Origin of the sequence: Flavobacterium sp. KACC 22761 (genome assembly GCF_034058155.1) — a bacterium.
Classification (GTDB): domain Bacteria; phylum Bacteroidota; class Bacteroidia; order Flavobacteriales; family Flavobacteriaceae; genus Flavobacterium.
The window spans coordinates 2,757,002-2,777,251 of record NZ_CP139148.1 but is presented as its reverse complement, the minus strand read 5'-3'; the positions used below and the strand labels follow the sequence as shown (position 1 = coordinate 2,777,251).

Sequence of the window (20,250 nt, the reverse complement as noted above, 5' to 3'; positions counted from 1 at the left end):
TTTAAATTTCTAAAACTTAAGGAACGAACCTATATTTCAGTGAAAGCATTATTTATACATTTAAAATTTTGGCAACAATACTTTATCAATTACATGAATTATTCCATTGGAACATTGTACATCCGTTGCTATAATACTACTCACTCTTCCACTGGCATCTGTAATTTTTGGACCACCGGTTAAGCCTACTGTAAAATTTTGTCCTGCAAACGTACTCACCACCTGGCCATTTGTTAAAGCGGATGATTGTACATTTGCTCCAACAACTACATGATACTTCAGCGTAGTTTCAAGAACATTGGCTGGGATTGCAGCAAGTCCGGAAAATCCAGTTTCTGTCAGAAAGGCAGCAAAAGCAGCATTGGTAGGAGCAAAAACTGTAAAAGGAGAATTGGTTGTTCCTGATAATGTTCCAGCAAAACCTGATGCAGAATTGTAAGTCAAAGCCGCTACTAATGTTGTAAAATTCTTATTGGCAATTGCATGATTTACAATTGTCGGAAGTCCTATGACACCATCAACGATATGAATAACTCCATTTGAAGCTTCAATATCTGCTGTTGCTACCGTTGCTCCACCATTATTTTTACCGCCGTTTATATCAACACTACTACCTTTTTCAAGATACATGCTAATCGTATTGGAAGATGAGGCGCTACCTTTTGCTAATGTTTTGACATAGCCTGTTGCAATTTCGGATGATTTAACTTTCGTGCTTAAAACATGATTGAGTAATATTTCTTTTAATGCTGCCACTGGAACTGCATCAAGATTAGCATAGCCTTTGGCTGATAAAAAGGCAGTGAATGCAGCATTAGTTGGTGCAAAAACGGTATAAGAACCGGAAGAGTTCAATGTTGCTGTAAGGCCTGCTTTATCTAAAGCGGCAACCAAAGAACTGAGATTCGAATTTGTTTTAGCAATAGATACTATAGTCTGAGGCTGCTGAGATGAATTATCATCATCATTACTACATGAAGTACTTGCTAAAACAATTAGGGCTAAAAAAGCCATTAATTTAATTTTGATAGTTTTCATAAGTCTTTTTTTTGATTTGTAACACTAAGTTAATAAATTTTGTTTAACTAAAATCAAAAAAGGTTAAACAAAATTAAAAATTTAACATTTTAAGATACGAAATATCATATAGTTAAACTTAAAAAACGTTTAAACAAGGATAACTTTGCTTCCGCCTCTGGGTCAATGTGTTCTTAAAAATATCGTCCTACAAATTGACCAAATTTAGCTTATTCAATAGAAGATTTAAAAAGGTTTGTTTGCCGTTATTTTGTTTTATTTTGTTCAGATTAATACTTGTACCTCGACATCTGTTAAACACTATAAAAACTAGGTTGCTGATTTTTGCATCTAAAACTGATGAAGCAGTCGTCCTTAAAAAGTCTCATTAGAAGAAAATTTAAGATAACCACTTATTTTTCGATGAGGGGGATACATTTTTGTAACAAAAATCAATAGTAATTATCCATCAACCACTTATCAAATAAATCACTCAGAAGGTTTCATTTTTTTTTTGCCCTTGCGACAAAAAACGTATTTTTGATATCGAATTAACAAGAATTACGACATTATTTAAACGGATAATCTGCTCCGGAACTTTTCAATATATAAAAAAATGGACAAAAAGTTCGTGGCAGATTCGTGGCAAAATAACAAGAAAATATTAGAAATGCAGTATAAAAGCGGGATGTGACGGTTTTGTTCGAATCCCTCTTTCTCCGCTGAACTTGAAACCCTTAACTTTGTTGAGGGTTTCTTTTTTTATAACATATAATTTTCTTTGCAAATAGTTGCAAAAAAGTTTTGAGAACCGAAAAAGCATCTTATATTTGCACTCGCAATCAGCAAATGATTGCAACATACTGGAGGAATGGCAGAGCGGTCGAATGCGGCAGTCTTGAAAACTGTTGACTGTAACAGGTCCGGGGGTTCGAATCCCTCTTCCTCCGCTGAGAGCTTAAAAAGAGACTTTTCAAAGTTTACAAAAAAGGCCAAAATTCACGGAAAACCCTGCAAATCAAACGATTTGCAGGGTTTCTTCTTTTATACCGCTTTTCAATATTTTCAAAAACAGACAAAATCTTCGTGGCGCATTCGTGGCGGTTCTGTCGCATATGCCAGAATCAAATATAAGAATTGAAGTAATTTAAAAGTTAGCCCGCCAATTTACAGAATGATTTAAACATAGTTGTACCATGTCCAATCATCTGATTCTTTCTCAGCATATGCACAACTTCAATTCCGCTCAATGTTCGTCTTGCCGATTCAAAGCTTTTAAAGCCTAACCCATTTTGTATCCTCCATTTTATAAATCGATGGTCCTGTTCTACAATATTGTTGAGATATTTACACTGCCGAATTTTAACCTTTGAGAATGAACGCTTGTTATAGACTTTGATAGCGGCAGTATTAGATCCACTTTTATCAATATTTATTACTCTTGGCTTGTAGTTATTACTAATTGCTTTAATTAGAAATGACTGAGCACCCATTCTCTGTCTTTTTCTGGTCAAAAGAAAGTCTACTGTATTGCCTAATTTATCTACCGCTTGATATAAATAACACCAAATACCTTTTACTTTGATATAGGTTTCATCCAATCTCCAACTCGCCCCTACTCTGACTTTTCTCTTCTTCATCTCTGACTCAAGCAAAGGTGTAAACTTATAAACCCAGCGCTGAATAGTAGCATGATCAACAGAAACTCCTCGCATTTTCATGATCTCTTCAACATCCCGATAGCTTAATGTAAACCTAAGCTTAAAATATACTGCCTGCAGTATAATAGACTTCGGATAGCAATGACCTTTAGTATTCATGAGTTTAAGAGTTTAAGAATTTAAAAAGGCAAAGATAAAACTTAGCTTTAGATGCGACAGAACCCAATATAGATGCTTGAAAAATTTATTTTTATTATAAAATCTGCATCTATTCAAATAATTAGTCCTTCCAATTCACGTTTCATTTTTTATAAGTAAATTGAAACGTTTTTTTATCTTGGTTTTTAACTTGAAAAACAAGATTGAAATTAATTGCTTAAACTTAATCAATGATAGAACAGCAGATAGAATTTATCGAAACAAACATAAAAGCAATAAATGAAGCCAATTTTAATCTTAGCCTGACTAAAAATGGCATTGCATTATTTGGCTCAATAACCAACTTAAAAACATTCTTAAAAGGATATTTCATTACAAGATTAAACGATAATAACTTTAATAATCAACTTATTAAAGAATTTGCTGAAAAGAATTTTGTCAAAACCAAAATAGTCGAAATTGCTAATCAGTATTTAATAGCAAAATCAGATCTGCAATCTTTTTATGATGATGTTTTACAAAAGAAAGTAATTACCGAAATAAACAAAGACGATTTTATAAATAACTCACTTGATTTTATTCAAAAAAGTGTTGCAAATCAATACCATTTTGGATACGTAAAAACTTCAATCAAAAAAATACTGGAAAAGCAATACGATTTTATTTTTTCTAATGGATTTCCAACAAATCTTTTAAACATAAACACTGGTGTAATGACTGCAAATGCAGGAGATAGCGCGCAGTTCTTATTTTTGGCACGAGCTATTTTAGCAGGATACAATTGTTCAAATGTTGACGTCCGTTCGAGCAGATACGACGCTGTAGTCGATTTCAACAATGTTCTTTTGCGTCTTCAAATCAAAGGCGTTTCCAGTAGTAATGCTATAAGTTTTAAAGATCGGGATCGTGGCGGGCAGGGCATTGATCACACTCACATTACAAATAAAGGAAAAAGAATCACTTCCGCAGATTGCGATATTTATATTGCTGTCGATAAAGAGGTAGGAATTTGTTATTTAATACCAATGAGTTATGTCGACCATCTAGATGAAAGCCAGATTACAAGCATTAATTTAAACAGCCTAAAACAATATAAGGAAAATTGGAGTATAATTGCTGAAGTTGCAGAATCGAAAAAAATATGAAATTGACCTATGAAAAGAAACCAGAAGGTGATTATTATTTTGTAAACAATCCAAAACGATTTAATGGCATTGCAATAAACAAAACTGATATCGAAAAAGTCTTAAATTTTGCCTATTCAATGTGTTTTGGAAAAGGTCATCACAGATCAACGAGAACCGGAGGTCAATACAGCCGAAAAAATGGCGAAAAATTCTGCAATACTTTTCAAGGAAAATTAGCCGAAGTAGTACTTTATAATCATTTTCAAGCAAATTCTATCGAATGTAACGAACCCGATTTCGGAATTTATAGCGAAGGAATTTGGGACGATTCTGATTTAGAAATTAAAAACAAAAAAATCAATATAAAATCGGCCGCATCACAATCCAATCTCTTGCTTCTTGAAACAAAAGATTGGACTACAGATGGAAAATATATTCCGAATCTTATTAATGGATCAACAAATAGATACGACTATTTTGTTCTAGTCCGCATCAATCCCGATATCAAAAAAATATTTCGCTCCAAAAATTTAATGTACACTAACGAGATTTCAAAAAACGCAATTGAAGAACTTATTTTCGCATCACTCTGGACATATGACATTGCAGGACATTGCAATAACGAAGATTTAAAAACGGCTATTAGTAATAAAAATATATTGCCTCAAAATTCTTTTTTAAACCAATACACAAAAATGGATGCCGAAAATTATTACATTCAGTGTGGCAATATGAATAATATTGAAGAACTCATCACAATACTCCAAAAACTCTAGACCTAAAATAAAGCTATTTAGCAGACTTTAAAACCTTCATTATATTTTTTGAAACAGCTTCAATAACAGGCACACTAACAGAATTCCCTGCTTGTTTGTATAAATGAGAATTAGCTATCTTGGGAATTTTGAACCCATCCGGAAAACCTTGGAATCTTAAACATTCTCTTGGAGTCAATTTTCTAAATCCAAAATCGGTTTTTATTAAAGGCACATTGTGCCCTCCTGTTCCCATATTTGCAGTCAATGTCGGACAAACATTCGATTTATTTTCTCTTACATATTGCCTTCTGAATTGATAAACAGTTTTATCCGACGTCATTTCCTCTTGAAGCATTTTATACATATAACGGTCTTCATTATAATAAAATTCATCTTCGACTTTTTCATTTATAATAACGTCTTTGATCGTTTTTGTCAATTTATCTTCTTTTGGAAACTCAAAAACTTCCTCTGGATTTTTAATTACCGTTTTATCAAAAGCAACTATAAAAATACGTTCTCTATTATGCGGAATATTGCCGTAATCTTTAGTATTCAAAACTTTAGATTGAAAAGAATAATTTCTGTCACGCAACGATTTTTCGATCACTTTCATAGTATTTCCATGATCATGTGTTACTAGATTTTTTACGTTTTCCAAAAAAACCACTTTTGGTCTCATAGTATCAACAAAATCCAATATCCTAAAAAAATGATTTCCTCTATTGTCGTCAAAGCCTTTTCTATAACCAGCTACAGAAAATGGCTGACATGGAAAACCTGCTGTAAGTACATCAATTTTTGGAATTCCGTCAACATCTAATTGCAATACATCACCTTCAATTAAATTATGTTTAAAGTTTTCCTTATACGTAATGCAGGCATTTTTATCATATTCATTTGCCCAAAGCAAATCAAAACCAGATTTTTTAAATCCTAAACAAATTCCTCCAATACCGGCATATAGACTTCCAACAGTAAATTTATTGCTCATTTTATATATCACTAATTATACTATGCGACTTTAATTGCATTTCGTCGTTTTTACAAAGATAGTTATTCAAAATCGAATAAAATATTGCTTTTAAAATTTCAAAAAATAATTTTACTCCTAAATTATTCCATTTAAAACTAAATACAATAAACAATTAAAAATCAATAATTTAAAACAAAACAAACATTATCAACAAATTTTAAAAGACAAACTTTTAATTCGTAATTTAGTTAAAGTAAATTTTGAAAAAATAACTTTAAAACTTAAAAACATGCGTTATATTCTACTTCTTACGGTTATAATTCTGGCTTTTTCATGTAAAAAAGAAGATCAATCTTCAAGTTTAAAAAATTATTTTACCTACGAAAAAAACAACGTAATAGAAAGTGCAGGAGTAAAAATGATTCCGATAAAAACACCAGTTGGAGAGTTCAAAGTCTGGACAAAGCGTTTTGGAAACAATCCAAAAATTAAAATACTTTTATTACACGGAGGTCCAGCAATGACCCACGAGTATATGGAATGCTTTGAAACTTTTTTTCAACGCGAAGGATTTGAGTTTTACGAATATGATCAACTTGGTTCATATTATAGCGACCAACCAAAAGATAGCAGTTTATGGACTACCGAACGATTTGTTGAAGAAGTTGAACAAGTTAGAAAAGCAATTGGCGCAGACAATAGCAATTTTTATATTTTAGGCAATTCATGGGGTGGAATTCTCGCAACAGAATATGCTTTAAAATATCAAAAAAATATGAAAGCTTTATTAGTTTCAAATATGGTTGCCAGCGCCCCAGAATACAAAAAATATGCTGAAGAGGTTTTAGCGAAGCAAATGAAACCCGAAATATTAGCCGAAATACGTGCATTAGAAGCTAAAAAAGATTTCAGTAATCCGAGATATATGGAACTTTTAATTCCAAATTTCTACCACGAGCATTTATGTCGATTAAAAGAATGGCCTGACGGCTTAAACAGATCCGGAAAACACATAAATAATGAAATTTACACTATTATGCAAGGTCCGAGTGAATTTGGAATAAGCGGTCGATTAGCAAAATGGGATGTTAAAAATCGTTTGCACGAAATAGAAATTCCAACCCTCATGATTGGCGCTAAATATGACACAATGGATCCAAAAGCAATGGAAGAACAGAGTAAATTAGTAAAAAATGGACATTATTTGTACTGTCCAAATGGAAGCCATCTTGCAATGTGGGATGATCAACAAGTCTATATGAATGGCGTTATTGAATTTATTCATAATGTAGATTTGAAAAAAATCTAATCATCTAAAGAACAAGTATCATAGCGTTTCCCTCCGGGCCGTCCCGAAGCTTCGGGATTCGCTGTATCTTTTGTTTTTTGAAGAAAAAAACAAAAGGATGCCGCTTCGATCCCTAACGCGTTTTGAGACAAACAAGAGGATTCCGGTTTTCAGAAGAACCAAAAAGCGCTTAAATCCAGAAAATGACCAACGATTTCAGACGATGAGATGCAACAGAACCAGCGTTTAGGTTTTCAAAAACTGGCTAAAAACAAAAAATCCTTCCCGACAAATCGGGAAGGATTCTCAAAAGAAAGGCGACGACATACTCTCCCACAATGATGCAGTACCATCTGCGCAGGCGGGCTTAACTTCTCTGTTCGGGATGGGAAGAGGTGAGCCCCGCCGCAATAACCACCTTAAGGTTTTTAGTGACTAGTCCTTAGCGATTAGTAATTAGTTTTTAAGCTAATCACTACTTGCTCTTTACTATTCACTGCCCGCGACGGGCAAATATTTTAACATACTGAGATAAAGAAACAGACAAGCTCTGTTATAGAAAGTTTCCTCCCGATCCGCCTGGGCGGATCGGGAAAAGTGTGTACATAAGCTTACGGATTATTAGTACTACTCGACTGTGACATTGCTGCCTTTACATCTGTAGCCTATCAACGTGGTCATCTTCCACGATCCTTAAAAGAAATCTCATCTTGTGGTGGGTTTCGCGCTTATATGCTTTCAGCGCTTATCCCTTCCCAACGTAGCTACTCTGCGGTGCCCCTGGCGGGACAACAGATACACTAGAGGTTGGTCCAATTCGGTCCTCTCGTACTAGAATCAGATCCACTCAAATTTCTAACGCCCGCAGTAGATAGAGACCGAACTGTCTCACGACGTTCTGAACCCAGCTCGCGTGCCACTTTAATGGGCGAACAGCCCAACCCTTGGGACCTTCTCCAGCCCCAGGATGTGACGAGCCGACATCGAGGTGCCAAACCCCCCCGTCGATATGAGCTCTTGGGGGAGATCAGCCTGTTATCCCCGGCGTACCTTTTATCCTTTGAGCGATGGCCCTTCCATGCGGAACCACCGGATCACTATGCTCTACTTTCGTACCTGATCGACCTGTATGTCTCTCAGTCAAGCTCCCTTATGCCATTGCACTCTGCGCACGGTTACCAAGCGTGCTGAGGGAACCTTTAGAAGCCTCCGTTACTCTTTTGGAGGCGACCACCCCAGTCAAACTACCCACCAAGCAATGTCCCCCGCAACGCGGGGTTAGGCCTCAGATAAACAAAGGGTTGTATTTCAACAATGACTCCACAACGCCTGGCGACGCCGCTTCATAGTCTCCAACCTATCCTACACATCATTTATCCAAGGTCAATACTAAGCTATAGTAAAGGTGCACAGGGTCTTTTCGTCCCACTGCGGGTAAACGGCATCTTCACCGTTACTACAATTTCACCGAGCTCATGGCTGAGACAGTGTCCAGATCGTTACACCATTCGTGCAGGTCGGAACTTACCCGACAAGGAATTTCGCTACCTTAGGACCGTTATAGTTACGGCCGCCGTTTACTGGGGCTTCAATTCAATGCTTCTCCGAAGATAACATCTCCTCTTAACCTTCCAGCACCGGGCAGGTGTCAGGCCCTATACGTCATCTTGCGATTTTGCAGAGCCCTGTGTTTTTGATAAACAGTCGCCTGGACCTCTTCACTGCGGCCCCGATTGCTCGGGGCGACCTTTCTCCCGAAGTTACAGGTCTATTTTGCCTAATTCCTTAGCCATGAATCTCTCGAGCACCTTAGGATTCTCTCCTCAACTACCTGTGTCGGTTTGCGGTACTGGTACTTATTGCCTGAAGTTTAGAGGTTTTTCTTGGAAGCCCTTAGGCGCGCTATCTCTTTGTCCGAAGACTCCGAGTACTATCGTATTTCACCAAGCTCTCCGGATTTGCCTAGAGAGCCTATAGCTAGGTACTTCAACGAACTATTCCGTCAGTCCGCGGCGCTTTCATCACTCCGTCACCCCATCACAGCAATAAGTAGTACGGGAATATTAACCCGTCGGCCATCGACTGTCCCTTTCGGGTTCGCCTTAGGACCAGACTAACCCACAGCTGATTAGCATAGCTGTGGAAACCTTAGTTTTTCGGTGTGCGGGTTTCTCGCCCGCATTATCGTTACTTATGCCTACATTTTCTTTTCTGACCGGTCCAGCATGCCTTACGGCACACCTTCAGCCCTGTCAGAATGCTCCCCTACCACTTGCACATACATGCAAATCCATAGCTTCGGTAATATGCTTATGCCCGATTATTATCCATGCTCGTCCGCTCGACTAGTGAGCTGTTACGCACTCTTTAAATGAATGGCTGCTTCCAAGCCAACATCCTAGCTGTCTGGGCAGACAAACCTCGTTCTTTCAACTTAGCATATATTTGGGGACCTTAGCTGATGGTCTGGGTTCTTTCCCTCTCGGACTTGGACCTTAGCACCCAAGCCCTCACTGCTGGGAAACATTATATAGCATTCGGAGTTTGTCAGGAATTGGTAGGCGGTGAAGCCCCCGCATCCAATCAGTAGCTCTACCTCTATATAACTATCCTCAGCGCTGCACCTAAATGCATTTCGGGGAGTACGAGCTATTTCCGAGTTTGATTGGCCTTTCACCCCTACCCACAGGTCATCCGAAGACTTTTCAACGTCAACCGGTTCGGTCCTCCACTGTGTGTTACCACAGCTTCAACCTGCCCATGGGTAGATCACACGGTTTCGCGTCTAACACTGCCGACTAAAGCGCCCTATTCAGACTCGCTTTCGCTGCGGATCCATGGCTTAACCACTTATCCTTGCCGGCAACGTTAACTCGTAGGCTCATTATGCAAAAGGCACGCCGTCACCCCACTAAAGGGCTCCGACCGCTTGTAGGCGCATGGTTTCAGGATCTATTTCACTCCGTTATTCACGGTTCTTTTCACCTTTCCCTCACGGTACTGGTTCACTATCGGTCTCTCAGGAGTATTTAGCCTTAGCGGATGGTCCCGCCGAATTCAGACAGGGTTTCACGTGCCCCGCCCTACTCAGGATACCGCTATCCATTACACTCGTTGCCCATACGGGGCTGTCACCCTCTGTGGCGCTCCTTTCCAGAAGCTTCCGGTTCCTTGTGCATGAAATATCGCGGTCCTACAACCCCAGCTATGCCGCAACATAGCTGGTTTGGGCTAATCCGCGTTCGCTCGCCACTACTTACGGAATCACTTTTGTTTTCTTCTCCTCCGCCTACTTAGATGTTTCAGTTCAGCGGGTTTGCCCACCTATCGGTGTGCTATATCTTCAATATAGCGGGTTGCCCCATTCGGATACCTGCGGATCGATCGGTGTGTGCCCGTCCCCGCAGCTTTTCGCAGCTTATCACGTCCTTCATCGCCTCTGAGAGCCTAGGCATTCCCCATGCGCCCTTGTTTTGCTTATTGTACCAATCATAATATCTATTATGACCGTTTTTTTTGTCTCCTGCAGCAAAACTGCAGAAAACGCTTTCTACTTTCTTGTATTTTCTTATCTCAATATGTCAATGAACTTTAATAAGTATCAAGATTTTTGCATGAAGCATCAAGACTACCGTCTTGATACCCTGTACTATCACCTTTGTACTTTTTTGTGGAGAATAACGGAGTCGAACCGTTGACCTCCTGCGTGCAAGGCAGGCGCTCTAGCCAGCTGAGCTAATCCCCCAATCTAATTATGAATTGTGAATTATGAATTATGAATAATCATTCATAAGAACTCAACCCTAGAATTTCCTTTTTCTCAAGTCAAAATAGTAGTCCCGGGCAGACTCGAACTGCCGACCCCTACATTATCAGTGTAGTACTCTAACCAGCTGAGCTACGAGACTCTGTTTTTTCTTAATTGTTTATCATTTTTTAAATCGACAGCAAGAGTAATCGAATTCCGAGGCCCAAGACCTTCAGGATATCCATCTTGTTTCCTCGCCGTGCCTTGCGGCAAACAATCGAGGCTCTAGAAAGGAGGTGTTCCAGCCGCACCTTCCGGTACGGCTACCTTGTTACGACTTAGCCCTAGTTACCAGTTTTACCCTAGGCAGCTCCTTGCGGTCACCGACTTCAGGCACCCCCAGCTTCCATGGCTTGACGGGCGGTGTGTACAAGGCCCGGGAACGTATTCACCGGATCATGGCTGATATCCGATTACTAGCGATTCCAGCTTCACGGAGTCGAGTTGCAGACTCCGATCCGAACTGTGACCGGCTTTGTAGATTCGCTCCTGGTCGCCCAGTGGCTGCTCTCTGTACCGGCCATTGTAGCACGTGTGTAGCCCAAGGCGTAAGGGCCGTGATGATTTGACGTCATCCCCACCTTCCTCACAGTTTGCACTGGCAGTCTTGCTAGAGTTCCCGACATGACTCGCTGGCAACTAACAACAGGGGTTGCGCTCGTTATAGGACTTAACCTGACACCTCACGGCACGAGCTGACGACAACCATGCAGCACCTTGTAGACTGTCTTGCGAAAGTTCTGTTTCCAAAACGGTCAGTCTGCATTTAAGCCTTGGTAAGGTTCCTCGCGTATCATCGAATTAAACCACATGCTCCACCGCTTGTGCGGGCCCCCGTCAATTCCTTTGAGTTTCAAACTTGCGTTCGTACTCCCCAGGTGGGATACTTATCACTTTCGCTTAGCCACTGAGGTCGCCCCCAACAGCTAGTATCCATCGTTTACGGCGTGGACTACCAGGGTATCTAATCCTGTTCGCTACCCACGCTTTCGTCCATCAGCGTCAATCCACCAGTAGTAACCTGCCTTCGCAATTGGTATTCCATGTAATCTCTAAGCATTTCACCGCTACACTACATATTCTAGTTACTTCCTGGTAATTCAAGTCCTGCAGTATCAATGGCCGTTCCATCGTTGAGCGATGGGCTTTCACCACTGACTTACAGGACCGCCTACGGACCCTTTAAACCCAATGATTCCGGATAACGCTTGGATCCTCCGTATTACCGCGGCTGCTGGCACGGAGTTAGCCGATCCTTATTCTTACGGTACCGTCAAGCTCCTACACGTAGGAGTGTTTCTTCCCGTACAAAAGCAGTTTACAATCCATAGGACCGTCATCCTGCACGCGGCATGGCTGGTTCAGGCTTGCGCCCATTGACCAATATTCCTCACTGCTGCCTCCCGTAGGAGTCTGGTCCGTGTCTCAGTACCAGTGTGGGGGATCTCCCTCTCAGGACCCCTACCCATCGTAGCCTTGGTAAGCCGTTACCTTGCCAACTAGCTAATGGGACGCATGCTCATCTTCCACCGTTGTGACTTTAATTGCAAAGGGATGCCCCCTTGCAATGCTATGAGGTATTAATCCAAATTTCTCTGGGCTATCCCTCTGTGGAAGGCAGATTGCATACGCGTTACGCACCCGTGCGCCGGTCTCTAAATCCGAAGACTTATACCCCTCGACTTGCATGTGTTAAGCCTGCCGCTAGCGTTCATCCTGAGCCAGGATCAAACTCTTCATCGTATATTTTAATATTATCATTCGATGAATTCCAGTCGGTTCTTTTCGAATCTCTCGATTCCATTACTCTTATTCTTTTTTTTGTTCCGATTTGCATCGGAACGGCTGTCAATTCAATATGTCTACGAACGTGTCTTTTTTTGTCTTTGCGCTTGTTTCTCAAAGCGGGTGCAAAACTAAAACTTCTTTTTGTTTCTCGCAAGAAAAACTTGAAAAATCTTTGAAGCTTTTTTTTTCGCCTCATCCCTTCTCGTTTTCCTTCCAATACCTCAATGAACTTTCCGTGTTTTGCGGGGTGCAAATGTAGAACGCTTTTTCAAAACCTGCAAGCTTTTTTTGAACTTTTTTTTCGAGAATATCTTCCCGCTTGATCCGTATTGCCTGCCAGTATTTCTGTGAACGTTTTCGCTGTTGCGGGTGCAAAAGTAGCACCTTTTTCCAGTTATGCAAGGCTTTTTCAAATCTTTTTTAATTCTTTTTTTCATTTATTTCATAACTCGCTGATAACGGATTCTTTACATTCCGAAGTTTTTTCAGCAATTGTGGGGTTTTTCCTCGTTTGGCTGTTCTTTGCGCTGTTCTGCCGCGAAGGCGCCAAGCCGCAAAGCCTTGTTTTCTGCCTTTTTTAATCTCGAAAAGGCGCAAAGGCGCTGAGTTTTTTCTTTTTTTCTTCTGAAAATGTCTTCTGCTTCGGAAATCTTCTCCTGAAAACGGATGCCCTAGCCCCGATAGAAGCAAAAATCCTTTTGTGCCGGGGTTCGGCACAAAAGATTGCAGCGGATAGCGGGATCAGCTCCTAATAAAACAGATTCTAAAACTAAAAAAAGACTTCTACCCCGCTCAGCAGGACAAAATCTTGCTCATCTATATTATATGTATAAAAAAAAACAAACCCGACAGCTTTTGGGAAACTGGCGGGTTGCGTGTGTGAGATCTACTATTATATATGTATACTTATATATGTATACTTTCGTTGATCGTATCTATTACTTCTTTAGTAATTTCAATACTTTTTAACTTTGCTTGATGATCAAATATTGGACTCGTAACCATAAGCTCATTTATTTGGGCGTAATTGACAAACTTTTTCAAGTCAGTTACTAATTGTTCTTTATTTCCTGTGAAGGTTCCAGCAGTCATTTGATTGACATGATAACGTTCCGCTTCATTCATAATATCATCTAATGAAGAAACAGGTGGTTGCAAACCTTTACGATCATTTCTAATCAGGTTTAAAAACATTTGATACAAACTTGTCGATAATAATTCAGCTTCTTCATTTGTGTTTGCTGCGATTATATTGACACAAGCCATTGTTTTTGGTTCATTCAAATATTCTGAAGGTTGAAAATTTTCGCGATAGAATTCAAATGCCTGAATCATCAGTTTTGGTGCAAAATGTCCAGCGAAGGCATAAGGCAATCCGTAAGCCGCCGCCAAAGCTGCGCTTTCCATGCTTGATCCTAAAATCCAAATTGGGACGTTTAGGCCTTCGGCTGGAAATGCACGGACTTTTCCTGTTGCATTTTCGGTTGAAAAATATTCTTGAAGTTTAGTTACGTTTTGTGGAAATCGCTGTGCTTGTTCAAAAAAGTCTTTTCGAATCGCTTCGGCAGTTGGCTGATCAGTTCCTGGAGCTCTTCCTAAACCTAAATCGATTCGGTTTGGGTAAAGCGTTTCTAAAGTTCCGAATTGTTCTGCTACTACTAAAGGAGAATGATTTGGAAGCATAATTCCGCCAGAACCTACTCGGATATTTTCGGTTTGACTTGCAACATAACCAATTAAAACTACAGTTGCAGTACTTGCAACATGCGCCATATTATGGTGTTCTGCCAACCAGATTCTCTTGTATCCGAGTTTATCGGCTAATTGCGCAATGTCTTTTGTTTTTTGAAATGTTTCGGTTGCGTTGCTATCTTGAGTGATAATTGCAAGCTCTAATATTGAGACTGAAATTGGTTTTTTCATATAAATTAAGGCTAAAATGCAAAATTAAGTCATTTATGCGAATGCCTTTTCCTTTCTAATGTTAATAGAATTATAATATTTGTAGTTACAAATATTACCTCTACAATTGTATTAAAATCTGTTTGTGCGTTGTTTTTCCGTCATCTTTTATTTTCAAATCTTTATTCGATTCGATTTCAAATTTTGATGACGTTTCTACATTTAATGAAATATCACGATTTCTAAAATTTTCTGGAATTTCTGGAAGCTGAATTGTTACGGTTACTTCCTTATTTTTCTGCTGGAAATCGACTTTTATTCGGTCTCTTAACCAAATGTATTCGTAAACCTCCTGCCACGGCGCCATCCAGATTGAGTCGTTCCCTTTTAAACCGTATTTATTGGCAAGCGTAGTCATATAATATTTGAATTCAGGAAAACGCATACTTAGATTCCACAAATTTGTATTTCCAGTTCCGTGCGTGAATTCGTTAAACCAAACTGGATCTTTCTGTTTTACAATAGAATCTATCGTTTTTAAATATTTATCCATCGTTTTAAAACTTGTTGTGTCTTTTGAACTCTGCACAAAAGTTCGGGCAGAAATCATTTTATCTAAATCTACTTTTGAATCTACTTTAAAAACCGGTCCAACACCATAATAAGACGCCACCGAAAAATGTCCGTTATTAAGTGCCTCTTTTTCATATTCCAAATAATACTTTTCATCACCTTCTCCACCAGGAACCACAAAATGAGACATATTGAAATCTAGATTTTGTTTAATCGAAGTAGTATTTTCGGTTACTTCTGTTTTGTAGTTTGTTCCATGTTTGGTAGCGTGATGAAATCCATGATTCAAAATATCCCAACCAGCATTGTACATTTCTTTTACTTCTTTCCACGAAAGATGTCCGCGATTTTCTGGCAAATCACGAATTGAACCTCCATTTATCGCTAATGCCAATTTAAACGGAATTTTATTTCCCATTCCGTCTGAATAAAAAAGCCCTTCTGAAATTGTTCCGTCTCCACCTTGATCGATTTTCCATTCGTTTATTGATGAATTACTGATTTTTCCTCCATTCAATAATGGAAAAGCGGTTAAATAGGCCGATCTGTAACCATCATCAAACGTAAAACTATACGCTAAATGTTTATTGTATTTTAAAGGAGAAACAGCAACTTTGATTTTATCTGCCGATTTTAATTTTATTTTGAATGAAATAGTTTTCGGTTTTGAAGAATCTTTTAGAATAATTCCGTTTGAAAAACTAGTAAAGCTTCCGAAGATTACGCAAGCTATTATAAGGAAGATTTGTTTTGACATAAATTTTAGTGGTTCTTTTGCGATCTAAAAGTACATTTCTTTTTGAAAAAATATTTTAAAACTGATTCTGTCTTTAAAAATAATTTGTTCTGAATCAAAAAAGAGAACTAATTTTAGACCTAAATTTGTACATCAAAATACCAATTCGGTTTTAGCTTATCTGCAAAATGACACACAAAATTTTAATTATAGACGACGAAGAAAAACTAAGAAGTCTGTTAGCGCGAATTATAAAATCAGAAGGATTTGAAGTTTTTGAAGCCAAAGATTTAAAATCTGGTTTTAAGAAATTGGAACAAACCGAAATTGATGTCGTTTTGTGCGATGTAAAATTACCAGACGGAAATGGCGTTGATTTTCTTCAAAACATAAAAAACAGTTTTCCTCTAACAGAAGTAATTCTGCTGACGGCTTTCGGAAATATTCCCGATGGCGTTCAGGCCATGAAAAACGGCGCTTTCGATTATATTGTAAAAGGCGACGATAACGATAAAATTATTCCGCTTCTTTATAAAGCTGTCGAAAAAGTGCAATTGCAGAAAAAAGTCCAACAACTTGAAAAACGAATCAATGATAAATATTCTTTCAATACCATAATTGGAAAATCAAAAGGAATCGAACAAGTTATTGATTTGGCACAAAAAGTAGCAAAAACCGATTCGACTGTTTTACTTATGGGAGAAACCGGAACCGGAAAAGAAGTTTTTGCGCAGGCGATTCATGAAAACAGCAATCGTGCAGGAAAATCTTTTGTGGCGCTGAACTGCAGTACTTTCACAAAAGAAATTTTAGAAAGCGAACTTTTCGGTCATAAACAAGGCGCATTTACAGGAGCTGTAAAAGATAAAAAAGGTTTTATTGAAGAAGCAAATGGCGGAACTTTGTTTCTGGATGAAATTGGTGAAATGCCAATTGATCTTCAGGCGAAATTATTGCGTGTTTTAGAAACTTCCGAATATATTCCCGTTGGAGACACGACTCCAAAAAAATCAAATTTCAGATTAATTGCTGCTACAAATCGTGATTTAAAAACAGAAAGTGATGAACATCGTTTCCGTTCTGATTTGTATTTCCGTTTGAATATTTTCGAAATTAAATTGCCTTCTTTGCGAGAAAGAATTAAAGATATTCCGCTTTTGGCTAATTATTACGTGACGCAGTTTTCTGAAAAAACAAATAAAAAAGCTTTACGGATTGCTGATGACTTTTTACAAAAATTGGAAAACTATTCTTGGCCAGGAAATATCCGCGAGCTTAAAAATGTCATCGAAAGATCGGTTATTTTGAGCAATGGAGATATTTTGACTTCAGATGTTCTTCCTTATGAAATGCAACATCAAGCTGAAAATAATTCAAAACCTCTGTCAGCTTTCTCCATGCAAAGTGTTGAGAAACTCCATATTCAAAAGGTTTTAAATTATACGAAAGGAAATAAGGCTGAAACCGCGAGATTATTGGAAATTGGAATTGCAACTTTGTATAGAAAAATTGAAGAATATGGGATTCAATAGAATAAATTCCAATTTTTAAAATTGCTTCGCCTGTTCGCTATCGCTCGGGTCCAAATATCAATGACAATGGCAAATTTCAAATCCAATTTTAAAGCTTCGGAGGAGCGAAATATTTATAGAATAATTTAATCACATTGATCAAAAGCTCCAGCGGAGCGATATCGACACAATTCAAAAATATTTCACCCCGCTGGGGCTCTAATAACCGTGACAATTATTTATTTTCTATAAACATTTCGCTCCTCCGGAGCTTGATAATAACATATCAAAACGAGAAAAGCTTATCAAAATGATAGGCTTTTTTTATGCCTATTTTTTGGCACAAAACTACATTCCTTTTATTTACAACACTTTAAACTCAACTTGACTTTTTCGGAACATCTTTTGGCATAAAGAGGAAGAACATTAAAAATTCATACCAAATGAAAAATCAAGTAACCTCAATCTACAAACAAGCCGAACGGTTTGCTGAGATAACCAAAAAATCTATTATTTCTGGAAATATCGTTCGTGCTAAAAAATGCTTAGCCCTTGCTGAACGGTTATTTATTACTGGAAGCATCGAAACTAAAAATGCTATTTCTAACGTGTACGTTTTTTCGGTTTCATCTTTTATGGAAATGCGCCACTGCAATATTTCACATCTTTTTCCACAGACGCTTAAAGCAGAATATATCAAACAGGTTAATGCTTCGGGAGTATAAAAAGTTTAATCGGTTCACTGTTTAATTGTTTAATCGAAAAAATCTAAAGCCTACAATCTTAAATCTAAAATAATATTATGATCACCTTTCTTTTACTCGGATTAGCCGTTGTGTTGTTTGCCATTTGTTTTCTCTCCGTTGAATTCTTTGAAAAAATCTAAATCATGACTGCACTATTTATTGTTTCAATCGCCGTTTTCGTGTATTTGATTTATGTTTTAATCAAACCCGAGAAATTTTAAATCATGTAAAAAGTGAAAATGCATTAAGTGAAATGTAAACACAAATTTTATTCATCAACTCATTTTACAAATCACCTCTCACTTTCACTAAAAAAATATAAAAATTATGAACACAGAATTATTAGGCGTCATTGGTATTTTTATCCTCACTATTATTTTAGCCATTCCGTTAGGGAAATATATTGCTAAAGTTTTTACGGGAAATAAAACCCTACTTGACCCGATTTTCAATCCGCTTGAAAAATTTATTTTTAAACTCAGCGGCATTAATCCAGCCGAAGAAATGAACTGGAAACAGCACTTAAAAGCACTTTTGAGCATCAATATGGTTTGGTTTTTTCTTTGCTTTTTTGTCTTGCTTTTTCAGGGTTCTTTGCCTTTAAACCCAGATAACAATCCGTCAATGACACCTGATTTGGCATTTAATACTGCCATTTCATTTTTAGTCAATTGTGATTTGCAACATTATTCAGGCGAAAGTGGTGTTTCTTACTTATCACAGCTAGTTTTAATGTTTCTACAATTCGTTTCTGCTGGTGTCGGAATCGCTGCTGCTGCAATGGTTTTCACTGCAATGAAAGAAAGAACTACAGATAAGCTAGGAAATTTCTATAATTATTTTGTAAAAAGCTGTACTCGTATTTTATTACCGCTTTCAGCAATTGTCGCTATTGTTTTGGTTTTCAGCGGCACTCCAATGACTTTTGAAGGAAAAGATTCCATTACAACTTTACAAGGCGATCACGTTGAAGTATCACGCGGACCAGCCGCAGCTTTTATTGCTATTAAACATATTGGTACAAACGGTGGTGGATTCTTCGGAGCCAACTCCGCTCACCCATTAGAAAACCCAACTTATTTTACTAATGCCGTAGAACTTTGGGCACAAATGATTGTTCCGTTTGCAATGATTTTTGCACTTGGATTTTTCCTAAATAAACGAAAGTTTGCTTACATCATTTTTGGTGTTATGACCGTTGGATTTTTACTTCTTGTAATTCCGACAATCTCGAGCGAAATCAACGGAAATCCTGCTATTGCAAAAATGGGAATTGCACAGACAACTGGAGCAATGGAAGGAAAAGAAGTTCGTTTTGGTCCAGCTATTTCAGGATTTTGGAGCATTGCTACAACTGTAATTTCTACAGGATCTGTAAATAGCATGCACGATAGTTCAATGCCAGTTTCTGGAGCTATGCAATTATTAGCCATGATGGTCAATGCTTTTTATGGCGGATGCGGTGTAGGTTACCTCAACTTTTACATCTTTATTATTCTGGCTGTATTTATTTCTGGTTTAATGGTTGGCCGAACTCCTGAATTTCTAGGAAAGAAAATCGAAGCTCGGGAAGTTAAAATTGCTGCCTTTATTGCCATTCTTCATCCTTTATTGATTTTAGCAGGAACAGCTTTGGCTTCTTATTTTGCTGCACATGATACCGCAATGGGTTATTGGTTCAGCGGAAACGCAACAGGCTGGTTAAACAATCCTGGCAACCACGGATTTTCTGAAATGTTATACGAATATACTTCGAGCGCTGCTAACAACGGTTCTGGTTTTGAAGGTTTGGGAGATAATAATCCGTTTTGGAATATCACTACAGGAATTGTATTACTTCTAAGCCGTTTTATTCCAATTATTGGTCCGTTAGCTATTGCTGGTTTATTGGCAGGTAAAAAATACATTCCTGAAAGTGCAGGAACTTTAAAAACCGATACTTCCATTTTTGGAATAATGATTTTTGCTGTGATTGCCATTATTGCTGCTTTATCGTTCTTTCCTGCATTAGCTCTTGGTCCATTGGCAGAATTCTTTACTTTAAAATAATAACTCATTTTTCAATGCTGAAAATATTTTAAACACATAGAAACATAGATTTTTTCTTCATCTGAAAAAGATGAATTAAAAGAAACTAGTTTCTAACACATAGCTATGTGTATTAATGCAAGTGAAACGCCTTTTCCTCAAAGTAAAAATC

Annotated in this window: 12 protein-coding genes, 3 tRNA genes and 3 rRNA genes; 8 read left to right on the top strand and 10 right to left on the bottom strand. The window is 38.0% G+C overall.

Going from position 1 to position 20,250, the window contains the following annotated elements; translation table 11 throughout:
- Positions 1 to 60: 60 nt before the first annotated feature.
- Positions 61 to 1,038: a fasciclin domain-containing protein gene (locus tag SCB73_RS12015; protein WP_320566471.1), complete on the bottom strand. Its 978-nt coding sequence runs from the start codon at positions 1,036 to 1,038 to the stop codon at positions 61 to 63.
- Positions 1,039 to 1,882: 844 nt separating this feature from the next.
- Between SCB73_RS12015 and SCB73_RS12010 the strand changes: the two genes are divergently transcribed.
- Positions 1,883 to 1,967, top strand: a tRNA-Ser gene (locus SCB73_RS12010).
- A 204-nt stretch (positions 1,968 to 2,171) separates the two neighbouring features.
- On the opposite strand, the gene SCB73_RS12005 is transcribed toward SCB73_RS12010, so the two are convergent.
- On the bottom strand, positions 2,172 to 2,837 hold the full coding sequence (locus tag SCB73_RS12005) for an IS6 family transposase (protein ID WP_320566470.1): 666 nt from the start codon (positions 2,835 to 2,837) through the stop codon (positions 2,172 to 2,174).
- A gap of 230 nt (positions 2,838 to 3,067) precedes the next feature.
- Between SCB73_RS12005 and SCB73_RS12000 the strand changes: the two genes are divergently transcribed.
- Entirely contained in the window at positions 3,068 to 3,982 is a 915-nt protein-coding gene (locus SCB73_RS12000; protein ID WP_320566469.1) for a hypothetical protein, read from the top strand.
- Complete coding sequence (locus SCB73_RS11995; RefSeq protein ID WP_320566468.1) at positions 3,979 to 4,740, top strand: hypothetical protein; 762 nt, start codon at positions 3,979 to 3,981, stop codon at positions 4,738 to 4,740. Before SCB73_RS12000 ends, SCB73_RS11995 begins: the two co-directional genes overlap by 4 nt.
- 13 nt (positions 4,741 to 4,753) lie before the next feature.
- Here the strand turns inward: SCB73_RS11995 and dcm are convergent, their stop codons facing one another.
- Positions 4,754 to 5,716, bottom strand: a complete 963-nt coding sequence (gene dcm, locus SCB73_RS11990) for a DNA (cytosine-5-)-methyltransferase (RefSeq protein WP_320566467.1) — start codon at positions 5,714 to 5,716, stop codon at positions 4,754 to 4,756.
- A gap of 271 nt (positions 5,717 to 5,987) precedes the next feature.
- Here dcm and SCB73_RS11985 point away from each other — a divergent pair, with 271 nt between their 5' ends.
- Complete coding sequence (locus SCB73_RS11985) at positions 5,988 to 7,007, top strand: proline iminopeptidase-family hydrolase (RefSeq protein WP_320566466.1); 1,020 nt, start codon at positions 5,988 to 5,990, stop codon at positions 7,005 to 7,007.
- Between the two features lie 291 nt (positions 7,008 to 7,298).
- Here SCB73_RS11985 and rrf read toward each other — a convergent pair.
- The 7 genes from rrf to SCB73_RS11950 form a co-directional block, all read right to left on the bottom strand.
- Positions 7,299 to 7,408, bottom strand: a 5S ribosomal RNA gene (rrf, locus tag SCB73_RS11980).
- Between the two features lie 179 nt (positions 7,409 to 7,587).
- Positions 7,588 to 10,469: ribosomal RNA gene (locus tag SCB73_RS11975) — 23S ribosomal RNA — on the bottom strand.
- Between the two features lie 188 nt (positions 10,470 to 10,657).
- A tRNA-Ala gene (locus SCB73_RS11970) sits at positions 10,658 to 10,731 on the bottom strand.
- A gap of 89 nt (positions 10,732 to 10,820) precedes the next feature.
- Positions 10,821 to 10,894, bottom strand: a tRNA-Ile gene (locus SCB73_RS11965).
- Positions 10,895 to 11,023: 129 nt separating this feature from the next.
- A 16S ribosomal RNA gene (locus SCB73_RS11960) occupies positions 11,024 to 12,537 on the bottom strand.
- The 16S, 23S and 5S rRNA genes sit together here with 2 tRNA genes alongside, the layout of an rRNA operon.
- Before the next feature lie 951 nt (positions 12,538 to 13,488).
- Complete coding sequence (locus tag SCB73_RS11955) at positions 13,489 to 14,505, bottom strand: LLM class flavin-dependent oxidoreductase (protein ID WP_320566465.1); 1,017 nt, start codon at positions 14,503 to 14,505, stop codon at positions 13,489 to 13,491.
- A gap of 100 nt (positions 14,506 to 14,605) precedes the next feature.
- Positions 14,606 to 15,814 carry a polysaccharide deacetylase family protein gene (locus SCB73_RS11950; RefSeq protein WP_320566463.1) on the bottom strand — a complete coding sequence of 403 codons (1,209 nt, stop codon included), beginning with the start codon at positions 15,812 to 15,814 and terminating at the stop codon, positions 14,606 to 14,608.
- Between the two features lie 167 nt (positions 15,815 to 15,981).
- Between SCB73_RS11950 and SCB73_RS11945 the strand changes: the two genes are divergently transcribed.
- The 4 genes from SCB73_RS11945 to kdpA all read left to right on the top strand — a co-directional run bounded on the left by SCB73_RS11945 (position 15,982) and on the right by kdpA (position 20,099).
- Positions 15,982 to 17,325 (top strand): sigma-54-dependent transcriptional regulator, encoded by a 1,344-nt coding sequence (locus SCB73_RS11945; RefSeq protein ID WP_320566462.1) that lies wholly within the window; start codon positions 15,982 to 15,984, stop codon positions 17,323 to 17,325.
- A 389-nt stretch (positions 17,326 to 17,714) separates the two neighbouring features.
- Positions 17,715 to 18,029: a DUF7674 family protein gene (locus SCB73_RS11940; protein WP_465221497.1), complete on the top strand. Its 315-nt coding sequence runs from the start codon at positions 17,715 to 17,717 to the stop codon at positions 18,027 to 18,029.
- Between the two features lie 164 nt (positions 18,030 to 18,193).
- Positions 18,194 to 18,271 carry a K(+)-transporting ATPase subunit F gene (kdpF, locus tag SCB73_RS11935; RefSeq protein ID WP_073418200.1) on the top strand — a complete coding sequence of 26 codons (78 nt, stop codon included), beginning with the start codon at positions 18,194 to 18,196 and terminating at the stop codon, positions 18,269 to 18,271.
- Between the two features lie 106 nt (positions 18,272 to 18,377).
- Positions 18,378 to 20,099, top strand: coding sequence for a potassium-transporting ATPase subunit KdpA (gene kdpA, locus SCB73_RS11930; RefSeq protein WP_320566461.1), 1,722 nt, complete (start codon positions 18,378 to 18,380; stop codon positions 20,097 to 20,099).
- The last annotated feature ends 151 nt before the right edge of the window (positions 20,100 to 20,250 follow it).